Annotated in this window: 9 protein-coding genes; 6 read left to right on the top strand and 3 right to left on the bottom strand. The window is 48.1% G+C overall.

Going from position 1 to position 12,011, the window contains the following annotated elements:
* The first annotated feature begins 19 nt into the window (after window positions 1-19).
* The 3 genes from LEPBO_RS0115510 to LEPBO_RS0115500 all read left to right on the top strand — a co-directional run bounded on the left by LEPBO_RS0115510 (window position 20) and on the right by LEPBO_RS0115500 (window position 3,520).
* Complete coding sequence (locus LEPBO_RS0115510; protein WP_017288475.1) at window positions 20-1,723, top strand: iron uptake porin; 1,704 nt, start codon at window positions 20-22, stop codon at window positions 1,721-1,723.
* 118 nt (window positions 1,724-1,841) lie between these two features.
* Window positions 1,842-2,693: an ABC transporter permease gene (locus LEPBO_RS0115505; RefSeq protein WP_036045960.1), complete on the top strand. Its 852-nt coding sequence runs from the start codon at window positions 1,842-1,844 to the stop codon at window positions 2,691-2,693.
* 2 nt (window positions 2,694-2,695) lie between these two features.
* Window positions 2,696-3,520, top strand: coding sequence for an ABC transporter permease (locus LEPBO_RS0115500; protein WP_017288473.1), 825 nt, complete (start codon window positions 2,696-2,698; stop codon window positions 3,518-3,520).
* A gap of 117 nt (window positions 3,521-3,637) precedes the next feature.
* Here the strand turns inward: LEPBO_RS0115500 and LEPBO_RS0115495 are convergent, their stop codons facing one another.
* Window positions 3,638-4,264 carry a hypothetical protein gene (locus LEPBO_RS0115495; protein WP_026148670.1) on the bottom strand — a complete coding sequence of 209 codons (627 nt, stop codon included), beginning with the start codon at window positions 4,262-4,264 and terminating at the stop codon, window positions 3,638-3,640.
* Between the two features lie 244 nt (window positions 4,265-4,508).
* On the opposite strand from LEPBO_RS0115495, the gene LEPBO_RS0115490 reads away from it, so the two are divergent.
* On the top strand, window positions 4,509-4,970 hold the full coding sequence (locus LEPBO_RS0115490; RefSeq protein WP_017288471.1) for a cupin domain-containing protein: 462 nt from the start codon (window positions 4,509-4,511) through the stop codon (window positions 4,968-4,970).
* 149 nt (window positions 4,971-5,119) lie between these two features.
* Window positions 5,120-5,950, top strand: coding sequence for an arylamine N-acetyltransferase family protein (locus tag LEPBO_RS0115485; RefSeq protein ID WP_017288470.1), 831 nt, complete (start codon window positions 5,120-5,122; stop codon window positions 5,948-5,950).
* 30 nt (window positions 5,951-5,980) lie between these two features.
* Here LEPBO_RS0115485 and arr read toward each other — a convergent pair whose 3' ends face one another.
* A complete protein-coding gene (gene arr, locus LEPBO_RS0115480) occupies window positions 5,981-6,397 on the bottom strand; it encodes an NAD(+)--rifampin ADP-ribosyltransferase (RefSeq protein WP_026148669.1) in 417 nt (138 codons plus the stop codon).
* 181 nt (window positions 6,398-6,578) lie between these two features.
* Here arr and purT point away from each other — a divergent pair, with 181 nt between their 5' ends.
* On the top strand, window positions 6,579-7,811 hold the full coding sequence (gene purT, locus LEPBO_RS0115475; protein WP_017288468.1) for a formate-dependent phosphoribosylglycinamide formyltransferase: 1,233 nt from the start codon (window positions 6,579-6,581) through the stop codon (window positions 7,809-7,811).
* A 97-nt stretch (window positions 7,812-7,908) separates the two neighbouring features.
* Here the strand turns inward: purT and LEPBO_RS41760 are convergent, their stop codons facing one another.
* The gene (locus tag LEPBO_RS41760; protein WP_017288467.1) at window positions 7,909-11,925 is read right to left on the bottom strand and encodes a hybrid sensor histidine kinase/response regulator; all 4,017 of its coding nucleotides are present in this window, start codon (window positions 11,923-11,925) and stop codon (window positions 7,909-7,911) included.
* Between the last annotated feature and the right edge of the window lie 86 nt (window positions 11,926-12,011).

Raw genomic sequence — 12,011 nt, 5'->3', positions numbered from 1 at the left:
TCTGTGAGGAGTTTTATTGATGTTTAATTTTCTCAGACATGGGCTGGGACAGGGTTTTGCTGTCTTTTTCTCGATCGCATTACTCAATCAAATTGCAACAGCCCAAGAAGGTTCTCAGGCTGTCCAAAGCGAAAATCTTACGAAAGATCTCACCAAAGATCTCACGAAAGTCAGCGATTTAGCTGACTCTACGAATCAGAGTTTCGGGCAAGTCACATCGGTTTCACAGCTTTCCGATGTCAGACCTACCGATTGGGCGTTTCAAGCCTTGCAATCCCTTGTTGAGCGATATGGCTGTATTGCAGGGTATCCCGACCGTACCTATCGCGGCAATCGTGCACTCACGCGCTATGAATTTGCAGCAGGTCTGAATGCTTGTCTCGATCGCGTCAATGAACTGATTGCGGCTTCAACTGCCGACTTAGTCAAGAAAGAAGACCTTGCAACACTGCAAAAGCTGCAAGAACAATTTGCGGCTGAACTTGCAACGCTCCGAGGTCGCGTAGATTCATTGGAAGCGCGAACCTCAACGCTTGAGAAACAGCAATTCTCAACGACGACAAAATTGATTGGAAATGTAGTCTTTGGGGTTGCTGGTGCATTTGGATCAGATAAAGCGGTGAGTTCGAGTGCAGGACTTTCACCGAATCCGCCTGGACAAGCAGGCGCACCCGGAGTTGTTCCCGCGCAACCGCGTGTGCCGATCGATGACAATATCATCTTTTCCAATCGCGTTCGACTGGTGCTGACGACCAGCTTTACCGGACGAGATAAGCTCATCACCCGTCTACAAGCCGGAAATACACCGAATCTTGCTCTTGCAACCGGAACCGATTCTGCAAAGCTATCCTTTCAGGAAACCCGAGGCAATCAGGTTGTGATTAACCAGCTTGAGTATCGGTTTCCCTTAGGCGATCGTGGAACAGCATTCATCGAAGCATTTGGATTCTTAGATTTATTTGTTCCGACATTACACCCGCTCGACGGAGACTATGATACGGTTCTGACTGGGTTTAGCTTGCGGAGTCCAATCTACTTCCCCAGTGGCGTAACCGGAGTCGGCTTCAATTACAACATCACTGACACGATCAACATTGGAGGGGGTTACTTAGCAGGAAATCCGACTGCAAACAATCCTTCGAGCGGAGGTGGATTGTTCAACGGACCCTATGGCGCACTGGGTCAAGTCACCTTCCGACCCAATGATAAATTTGCGATCGCGCTAACTTATCTGAATGCTTACGACGACGGTACAGGGAATGCGCCTCCAGGGGGATTCTTTGGCAGTAAAAATGCTGCTTTCCCATTTGGAGCGACTCCGGTAGTGACGAATGGTTTTGGGGTTCAAGCAGAGTATCGGTTTAGTCCAACGTTCAGCATCAATGGCTGGTACTATCGGGCAAATGCAAGCTCCAAAAGTGGCGTGACAGATGGAGCCGATGCAACCATTCAAGCGTGGGCAGTGGCACTAGCGTTCCCGGATTTGGGTAAGAAGGGGAATTTAGGAGGCTTGATTGTGGGGATGCCGTCCAAAGCAACCTCGAATGATGTGCAAGGCTTCCGAGATCCGAATACCTCAATTCAAATTGAAGCGTTCTATCGATATATGCTGAACGACAAGATTGGCATCACACCGGGACTAATTGTGATTACCAATCCAGAACACAACAGCGCCAACGACACTGTTTATCTAGGAGTTCTGCGGACAACCTTCAATTTCTAATCGTTTCTCTCACACCATGACTTTAGAGGCAAGACTGCAATCATCGCTAGGATTGCCTCTATTTCTTAAAAATATTCTGATTGCTTATTTAAGCTTGTTGTTACATAGAGGCTCACTGATGCGAACTTGGAATACAACTCGCCCTTATTTATTAGCAGCCCCTCAAACGCTGGTATTGCTGGCATTTCTGGTGTTGCCGATCGCGGCGATCGTGATTGTTAGTTTTTGGGAGTTCAACGGCTACGCCATGACTCCAGCTTTTACGTTAAGTAACTATCTCAGCATTTTCTCAAGTACGACGATCGCAACTTATCTGAACACATTTAAGTTTGCGGCATTGGTGTGGGCGATTTGTCTGCTGATTTGCTATCCCGTTGCTTATTTTCTGTCATTTCACATTAAAAGCACCAAATGGCAAACGATTTGGTTTTTGGTGTGTACAGTTCCGTTTCTCACCTCGAACATTATTCGGATGATTTCGTGGATTCCTTTCCTTGGAAGAGAAGGACTGGTCAACAAGTCTCTTCTTGCCTTACATGTGATTGATCAACCGCTTGAAAAGCTTCTGTTCTCAGACTTCTCAGTCGTACTAGCAATGGTACATCTCTATGCTCTGTTTATGGTTGCGCCTGTGTTTAATAGCATGATGCGAATTGATCGATCGCTCGTTGCTGCGGCAGAAGATTTAGGCGCGTCGCCGTTTCAAATTCAGAAAGAAATTATTTTGCCGTTGAGTGCACCGGGAATTGCGATCGGGACAATTTTCATCGTCACCTTGGTGATGGGAGAATTTGCAACCGTGCGATTGATGGGAGGTGGACAGGTTGCATCCGTTGGGAATCTGATCAAAAACCAGATTGGAAGTTTGCAATATCCATTAGCAGCAGCGAATGCAGTCGTATTGCTCATCGTGACTCTGATGCTCGTCTTTGCCATTCTGCGCGTTGTCGATATTCGTAAGGAGCTTTAGTGATGCAAACTGCTAAAAAACCATTCTCATACTATCTTCTGGCTGGATTTTTTGGACTATTTGTGTTGTTCCTTTATGGTTCAATGTTCGCCGTCTTTATACTCTCGCTTCAAGGTCCTGAAGGCTCACTCACCTTCCCCATGAAAGGGTTTAGCTTTTATTGGTTAGGACAAGTGTTTCAGCAACAACGAGTCGGAAACTTTGTCGATGCATTTTGGCGATCGCTCTTTTTGGGCTTGCTCGTTTCAATCATCACGGTCACGATTAGCGTGATGTCGGGACTGGCATTTCGCGATCGCTTCAAAGGCTCAACGGCACTGTTTTATTTAGCAATCTCTAGCTTAATTGTTCCGAGCATTCTCATCTCACTCGGAATTGGCATTGTCTTTAGCTTGCTAGATTTAAGCAACGACTGGTACACCTCTGCATTAGGGGGACATCTCACTTGGAGTTTACCGTTTGCTTTCTTGATTATGTTAGGAATCTTTGGGCGATTTAACCCAGCTTACGAAGAAGCGGCACGTGATCTGGGTGCAAGTGAGATGACTACTTTTTGGCAAGTCGTTTTCCCATTGATTGCTTCAAGCGTGATCGGGGTTGGACTCCTTGGATTTACTCTGTCCTATGATGAATTTACTCGAACTTCGCTGATCTCTGGAGAAACGAATACGCTCCCGCTCGAAATCTTTGGGATGACCACAAATGTGACCTCCCCGGCACTCTATGCACTGGGAACACTTACTACACTATTCTCGTTTGGGCTGATTGCGATCTCGATTTTTGCAATTCAATTGCTCAGCGATCGACAAACCAAGCCAAAGCAATAAACCGACCTGTGCTTCCAAATCAAATCCCAATAGCAGGCGAGTCCGTGTCAGGCGGACTTTGCTTTTAAAGAACTCATTTGAGTTCTTCTTGAGAAGTAAACCTACCAGAGCAAAATGCTAAATCTTCTTAAATGAGCGGATGATTTGATCAAATGCCGTTTGGTAAGCTGAATCATTATTGCTGTCGCCTATTTTAGCCAATGTGATCAGAGTAATCTCACGATCTGCCGATCGAAAGGCAATATGCTCATGTTCATACAGCCCACTCGACTGAAAAGCAATTCCTGATCGTCCTGCGATCGTCGTCGGTTTGAATTGTTTCGGGGCTGAGAATCGATTGTTTTGCGCTACCCAATTTTGCAAGTCTAGCTGTTTTGGATTCTGATAAACTGCGACTTGGACATTTGCAGGGTATTCTGTTCCACCTTCATAAGCACCCGCTTTGAGTTTTTGATACTGTTGCTGAGTCCAGATTTCAATTGTCGCGATCGTCAATTCTTCAGTGGGTGGAACTTTGGTTTGTGGGTCAACAACAAAATTCTTTTCAGGATAGCGAAACTCGAATCCTAACCGATCGTTGCGATAAACACCTGCTGAAGCAACCTGTGCAGCAGGTGTCGGAGAGTTTTCAGGAGAGTTTTCAATTGTGGGTGATTTTGTTTCGCAAGCGATTGTTGTTCCGGCGATTAAACTCAATACAACTGAGCTTAGTATCCATTTTTGAAACGGGTAACAGCGTGTCATAGCTTCTTGCATCAAATAGAGGAATTAAAACTTCAATGTGAAAGCACAGGATTCCAAAAGCTTCGATAAAATCAAAATTAGAGTCGGCTAAATGAAATCACAAAGTCAAAAGTACCGCAATCGTTGAGTCAGTGTTGCATCGTCTGTTGACCCTAAAACACCCCAAGCGAGAAACAATAAAGGAGACGACTTCGCTTGCATCGCGATCGTGGTTATCTTCCAACCCTAGTTCTCGGAGAAACTGATGTCACTTCCATTAATTCTGCAACCTGGAGAAGGGCGCTCTGTCCAAATTCGCACTAGCACCTGTACATTTAAAGCGACTGGGCAAGAAACGCATGGGCATTTTGGACTGTTCGAGTTTGTGATGGAAGCGGGAGCGAATGGAGCCAGTCCGCATATTCACAAAGAACTGACTGAGATGTTTTACGTTGTGGAAGGTGAAGTCGAACTGCTTGTAGGTGAACGTCATATCATTGCTGAACCCAAAGCTTTTATCCTCGTCCCTGAAAATACACCGCATGGATTCGCTAACGTGGGTCAGACTCAGGCAACGCTATTAATCTTGTTTTGTCCTGCTGATTCTCGTGAACAATATTTTGAGGGTTTGGCAGAATTAACCAAAGATGGACGACAACCCAGCCAAGAAGAACTTCTAGAATTGATGCAGCGATTTGATCAATATCCGGTTCTGCAGTCTGAATAGCGATGAGCGTCAACAACAAAAGGTACAGCATAACTACGGCTATGTTAGTAATGTCTGCGTGAGTCAGGGTCTAACTGTTGTTTCAGGAATCACTCCCATTTGCTAGAGCTATGACATGATAGAACTGGTGTCAGTTGTAGGATACGAAAGTGGAATCTTTGTCAGAAACCATTAATCTAGATGCCTATTTCCAGCGAATCGGTTATGGAGGCAGCGCATCTCCCACGCTTGAGACATTGCAGGCGATTCACTTGCATCATGCAACAACGATCGCATTTGAGAACCTGACTCCCTTGCTCAAGCAACCTGTTCTTTTAGATCTCAAATCCTTAGAGAAAAAGCTGATTCACGATCGACGGGGTGGCTATTGTTTTGAGCAGAACTTATTACTGCGATCGGTGCTGATTGCTCTGGGCTTTCAGGTGAAGAACTTAGCAGCACGAGTGCTATGGAATCTTCCAGAAGGCACAATCATGCCCCGCAGTCATATGCTGCTGCACGTCGAAATTGACGGCAAGCCCTATCTAGCAGATGTGGGGTTTGGTGGCATCACTCAGACTGCTCCACTGTCACTCACACCAGACATTGAGCAAAAAACGCCACACGAGCCATTTCGGGTCATTGCTACTGAGCAGACTTACATCCTGCAAGCCAAGTTGAATGGCGAGTGGAAACCATTGTATCGATTTGATTTACAAGAACAATACTTGTCAGATTACGAAGTGAGCAACTGGTATGTTTCCACTCATCCAAACTCGCGGTTTGTCACAGGGTTAATGGCAGCCCGCCCAGATACCGATTGTCGCTACAGCTTGCTGAACAATCAACTCACAACTCATTATCTCAATGGGCAAACCGAGCGGCGGATCTTGAAAGATGTGACCGAGTTTCATCATGTGCTAGAAGATTTATTTCGCTTGCAGCTACCGATGACTTCGGATCTCGATCGCGTCTTGCAGCAGTTGATGACATCCGGTTAAGTGAAATCATTCATCGGATGTACATCCGTGTCAGTCGTCGATCGCCTCAATCCCAAGTTGTTTCAGTCGCTCAAGGTTGTCTTTCATGGTCTTGAGCGCTTCGGGAGAGTGCCCCTGCCAATCTGTAACCTCGCCCGTCACCCGCAGTGGCTCCCGTGAGCGGTAGGATTTCGTGGGATTTCCTGGGTATTTTTTGTCTGTCAGATTGGGATCATCCATAATTGAGCCAGTTGGTTCCACGATGTAAATTCTACCGGGCGCTTCGCCAACTGCCAGTTCTGCTCCCCAAATGGCTGCATCTAGAGTGGCAGTCAAGTAAACGTAGCTCGCCTTCTTCCTCTGACCGTAGTTTGAGTTGTAGCCCGGTTCGATTAGGTCTCCCGGCTTCAGGTTAGCTCGTGTGCCATGATAGAACTGCTTCGGAATCATATCGTCGGTAGCTGTCATCGGCTCGCTCCTCATACGGATAGGTGAGTTCCATCTCACATCTTAATTGCTCTCTATTTTTTGCTGCTTCTATAAAACTCATCCGGGATCTTAAGCATTCTGATGCGAGTGATCTGAAAGTTAACTTCCCTCCTCTACATCAGATAATGAAAGGAAATTAAACCTTCTTTCGTTTTTCATCATGGTTGATCTGACACTCTGGGGTACGTCCCTGACTTCCACTGCTCAACGGCTTCTCTTACTTGGCTCTGGCGAACTGGGCAAAGAAGTTGCTATTGAAGCGATGCGTCTGGGCTTGGAAATCATTGCAGTTGATAGCTATGCGAATGCACCTGCAATGCAGGTCGCCCATCGATCGCATGTGATCAATATGCTGGATGGAGCACAAGTGCGGCAAATTGTGGAGCAGGAAAAACCGGGACTGATTGTGCCGGAAGTCGAAGCGATCGCGACGGCTACCCTGGTTGAACTGGAACAGGAAGGCTGGAAAGTCATTCCCACCGCAAAGGCAACTCAGCTGACGATGAATCGAGAGGGAATTCGACGGCTCGCTGCCGAAGAGTTAGGACTGAAAACCTCACCCTACCGTTTTGCTGAGACAGAAGCGGAATATCAGCAAGCGATCGCAGAGGTGGGATTCCCCTGTGTCGTCAAACCTGTCATGAGTTCCTCTGGAAAAGGTCAGAGTACCGTTCGTACTGAGGCAGACGTAAACCCTGCCTGGGAATATGCCCAAGCTGGGGGACGCACCAAAGGCGGGCGCGTGATTATTGAAGGATTTATCTCCTTTGACACTGAGATTACTTTACTAACAGTTCGCTCTGCTTCGGGGACACACTTTTGTCCACCCATTGGACATATTCAAGTCAGTGGCGACTATCGAGAATCCTGGCAACCCTGCGCTCTGCATCCCCAGACGCTAGAACGGTGCCAAGAGATTGCGGAAAAGATTACGACAGCGCTTGGAGGATGGGGTCTCTTTGGCGTTGAACTCTTTATTCAGGGAGCTAGCGACACCGAGCAAACGGTTTACTTCAGTGAAGTGAGTCCTCGTCCTCACGATACTGGAATGGTGACGCTGATTAGTCAGAATATGTCTGAATTTGAGTTGCATGTGCGGGCAATCACTGGGCTTCCGATCGATGAAATTACCCTCATCCAACCCGGAGCCTCGGCTGTGATTCTCGCCGATGTGGCAGGCGACAATCCTCGATTTACGGGAATCAGTGAAGCATTGCAGATCCCGACGAGTAAAGTTCGTCTGTTTGGCAAGCCTCGGGCTTATCGGAATCGTCGGATGGGAGTTGCTTTGGCGCTCGGCAATACGGTGGAGCAAGCTAGAGAGCGAGCAAAATCAAGCGCGGCGGCTGTTACTGTTTTGGTCGATAACGGCGAATCAATGAGTTCGAGATGAACGCAGACAGAAATTCGATACCCTCAAGGTCTACTCGATAATTTCACAGCCAGCGAGTCGTCAGATTTCTGATGTGATAGTGCTGGCTTCCACTAGGTCAGGAGCAATTCTGGCGAGTTTTAACCAGGGATGCGATCGCATTCACTAATCGCTCTGGCTCTATCGGTTTGGCAAGATGTTGTTGGAATCCGGCATTGAATGCTTGGTGTTGATTGAATTCTCCAGCATAAGCAGTCAGTGCGATCGCGGGCAGGTTAGCTTGTTTTGCGATCGCACGATTGCTTCCAGGGTGTTCTGCTGACAAAGATTCGCGTTGCACAGCCTCCAAGCGTCGGATCTGGCGCATCAACATATAGCCATCCATCTCCGGCATCCCAATATCACTAATGAGTAAATCTGGCTTCCATTGTTCCAGAATCGTTAACGCTGCCATTCCGGAGGCAGCAACTTTAACCTCTATGCCATAGGTTTCCAAAATCGTCTCCATCAAGTTGCACATATCCGCTTCGTCATCGACGACCAGAATCTTCAAATCGCGTAGGTCAGCCGTTGAGGTCGTGGGCGGTGGCTCTGAGGCGGTTTCGCAAGGCAGCGTTTGCAACGGCAAGCGAATCGTGAACGTAGCTCCCTGTCCGTCTCCAGCACTTTCTGCGCTGACTGTTCCGCCATGCTGTTCGGTTAAATGTTGCACAAGCGCGAGTCCTAATCCCAGACCGCCAAATTTTCGGGTCGTCGCTCCATCCTCCTGCCGAAAATAGTCGAACACATAAGGGAGAAAATCGGGGCTGATACCCTTGCCCGTATCCTGCACTTGAATTTGAGCAAACCCATCGCGGCGATCGAGGCGTACTTCAATCCGTCCAGCCTGCGGCGTAAACTTGACTGCATTGGTCAAAAGGTTCCAAACGATTTGCTGAAGCCGAGCCGCATCTCCGGCAACAATATTTTCATGACTTCCATCGTCATCGAGAGTGGCGTGAATTTGAATATTTTTCGCTTCTGCAGCGAGGCGAACGGTTTCGATCGCTGCCTTGATCGTCGTTGCCAAATTCACAGAACTAACATTGACCGCCATCTTGCCCTGTAAAATTCGCGAGACATCAAGCAAATCTTCAATGAGTTGGGCTTGCAGCTTGGCATTGCGTTCTATCGTGGCAAGTGCCTGAGCCGCTCTTTCCGGGCTAAATTTCTGGCTTTGTAGCAGTTTTGTCCAACCGAGAATCGGATTAAGCGGCGATCGCAGTTCGTGAGACAAAACCGCTAAAAATTCATCTTTGATGCGGTTGGCTCGTTCAGCTTCTCCACGGGCAGCTTGTTCCTGCCGGAGCAGTAAGTCTCGCTCCGCTTCGATTTGCACTCGTTTACTTACATCCAGAGACACTCCAATCATTCGTTCTGCTTGTCCCTGCGCATTGAAATAGGTGCGCCCTCGGCTGTGCAACCAGCGCACCGTTTGATCAGGGGCAATCACTCGATACTCACACTGGAACATTCCTTCCTGCTGCGCGTCTCCAATCGCTTGTGCCACAGGGGCACGATCGTCGGGATGGATTGCAGTAAGGAAATCATCCACAGTGCCAATTTGTGTGCCCCAAACTTCCTCAGAATTCTCGGAACAAACTACTCGATTTGCAAGCAAATCCCAATCCCAAACCACCATTCGTGCAGCATTGAGCGCGAGGCGCAACCGCTCCTCCGCAGTCTGTAAATCTTGTTCTGCGTGCTTACGATCGGTAATATCATTCAATATCCCAACCAAACGAAGGGGCATACCATCGGCTGCAAACTCGACTTGCCCATTAGCCTCGATCCAGCGCCACTGACCATTATCGTGCCGACAGATGCGGTAAACTGCCTGATAGGCACTGCCCTGCACCATGCTTTCCGTTAACTTCAATTCAAGCGACTCTCGATCGTCGGGATGAACGGCAGTGTTGATTAACTCCGTTTTGCTGAGTGCGCCATCGGCTAAAGTTCGCCCGAAAATCTCGTACATTCGGGAGTTTTCCCAAACGGCTTGATCAGTTTGGATGTTCCATTCAAACACCCCTAAGTTTGCTGCCTTGGTTGCCAAGTCAAGCCGTTGTTTTCGTTCGCGCAATGTGACTTCCACCCGACTGCGTTCCGCTTCACGCTCTTTGGCATCGGTCATGTCGGTATGGATTCCTAGCATCCGCAACGGCTGCCCCTGATCGTCCCACGCGACGATCTTACCGATCGATAAAATCCATTTCCAATCGCCCGATTTCGTGCGTTGTCTGAACTCCACCCGATAGAGATTCCGCTTGTTGGCAATATAATCTTCATAAGCCTGAGCGGTGACAGCGAGATCATCGGGATGTAAGCGATCGCGCCATTTGGCATTGGTTTCTTGAAATTCATCTAGCTCATATCCGAGCATCCGCGCATATTCTGCATTGACGATCGCTTCACCGGTTTGCACGTTCAGATCATACAATCCCTGATTGGCAGCAGTTAACGCCAAGCGTAAGCGCTCCTCACTCTCCCGCAGGTCAATTTCTGCTTGCTTGCGTTGGGTAATATCACCAAACGAAATGGCAACCCCATCTCTTAATTTCACCGTCATATTGCGAAACCATCCGGTGATGCCGTCAGCTACATAAGACAGTTCGATATCATGGGGTTCGCCTGTTTCCACCACACGCACATAACGTTCAAACAATTCGCTGTTGATTTGATTGCCGGGAAGCACTTCTAGGAGTCGTTGACCAATCAAGTCTTCGACAGGGTGCTGGAGAATTTCGGCAGCTTTGGGGTTGGCATAAGTCCAAATAAAATCGATGATCCTCCCGGTTTCATCCCGTACACTATCGAGCAGCGTAAAGGCATCTAGCGAGAGTTCTTGACTGATGCGGAACCGTTCTTCACTCCGTCGTAAAGCCTCCTCATCCCGCTTGCGTTCGGTGATATCAAACAAGACTCCAATCGATCGAATTGCTGTTCCATCTGAGTTGTAAACAAAACTACCGAGTCCAGATACCCAAGCAATCTGCTGAGTATCTGCTCGGATCATGCGACACTCGGCGCAGTAGTTTCGATGCTCTTGGCGAGACTGTTGCCATTCCAACGCCACCAGTTCGCGATCGTCTGGATGAATTCGGTCATACCACATCTTTTCGGACGCTTCGCCTGTCGGGGTTGGTTCATACCCCAGCATCAGGAAATGTCGGTCTGACCATAGGGCTTTTCCGGTGATCAGATCCACATCCCAAGTGCCCATTTGTGCGCCTTCCATCGCCAAGCGTAGCCTTTCCTCACTTTGGCGCAATGCGGCTTCTGCCTGCTGGCGTTCTGCTTCGTTGCGTTTTGCTTCGCTGCGATCCAGCACAAAGCCGATGACAGTTCGATCGTCACGCAGCACCGAGCCGAGCAAAATCGGCACCCGCGACCCATCTTTGCGAATGTATTCTTTTTCAAACGGTTTACAAAACCCAACCGTGCGAAGTTCATGCTGCGATCGCTGACTCACCTGCTGATATTCTGGCGGGGTCATCGTATCCCACCGGATTCTTCCAGCGAGGAGATCTTCTCGGGTATAGCCGATCATTTTCAAAAAGGCATCGTTGGCATCGGTCATCGAACCCTGAAAATTGGCTGAAAAGATGCCGATAATATTCGACTTCGTAATGTGAGTCCATTGAGATTCACTATTGCGCCAAGCTTTGAAGTTAGCCTTAGCTCGACGGTTTGCATTCAGGCGAGATTCATTCAAGTAACTGATCAAAATTGACGCGATTGCAAATACGCCAGACTGAACCACCGTTTTAAGATCGATAGCACTGAACGAATGGTAGGGTTCTAGAAAAAAATAGTTGAGAAAAATCGTGGACAATAGCGTTGCAAACAAGCCAGGTCCAAAGCCTCCAAACCAGGAACTGATCATGACTGCCAGGTAAAATAGTGCAGTCGGTGTGTTTTGCAATAGGGAGGCGAAGGACAAGGTCATGCCTAAAGCAACTGCAATGACCAGCAGCGCAAGACCGTAGTGCCTGACTCGAGTTGTTTCTTGCTCTAAACCGCTTTGGAAAAACTGCCGTAGTGTGGTTAAGTTTATTGCTCTACGCAACTTTAAAAGCGCTGCCCGAGTTGCCATCGTCTTTCTCCTCCTTTAGGAGGAAGAATATGACACTCATAGATAGAGATAAACCTGACTAAAGGAGGATTTTGCAATTCGGACGT

It is taken from the genome of Leptolyngbya boryana PCC 6306, from assembly GCF_000353285.1.
Taxonomy (GTDB): domain Bacteria; phylum Cyanobacteriota; class Cyanobacteriia; order Leptolyngbyales; family Leptolyngbyaceae; genus Leptolyngbya; species Leptolyngbya boryana.
This window is presented reverse-complemented; position numbering and strand designations above follow the sequence as displayed.

What these genes read in the sequence shown, in the direction of transcription:
- LEPBO_RS0115510 (WP_017288475.1), top strand. Translation starts at nt 20, where the DNA reads ATGTTTAATTTTCTCAGACATGGGCTGGGACAGGGTTTTGCTGTCTTT.
- LEPBO_RS0115505 (WP_036045960.1), top strand. Translation starts at nt 1,842, where the DNA reads ATGCGAACTTGGAATACAACTCGCCCTTATTTATTAGCAGCCCCTCAA.
- LEPBO_RS0115500 (WP_017288473.1), top strand. Translation starts at nt 2,696, where the DNA reads ATGCAAACTGCTAAAAAACCATTCTCATACTATCTTCTGGCTGGATTT.
- LEPBO_RS0115495 (WP_026148670.1), bottom strand. Translation starts at nt 4,264, where the DNA reads ATGACACGCTGTTACCCGTTTCAAAAATGGATACTAAGCTCAGTTGTA.
- LEPBO_RS0115490 (WP_017288471.1), top strand. Translation starts at nt 4,509, where the DNA reads ATGTCACTTCCATTAATTCTGCAACCTGGAGAAGGGCGCTCTGTCCAA.
- arr (WP_026148669.1), bottom strand. Translation starts at nt 6,397, where the DNA reads ATGACAGCTACCGACGATATGATTCCGAAGCAGTTCTATCATGGCACA.
- purT (WP_017288468.1), top strand. Translation starts at nt 6,579, where the DNA reads ATGGTTGATCTGACACTCTGGGGTACGTCCCTGACTTCCACTGCTCAA.
- LEPBO_RS41760 (WP_017288467.1), bottom strand. Translation starts at nt 11,925, where the DNA reads ATGGCAACTCGGGCAGCGCTTTTAAAGTTGCGTAGAGCAATAAACTTA.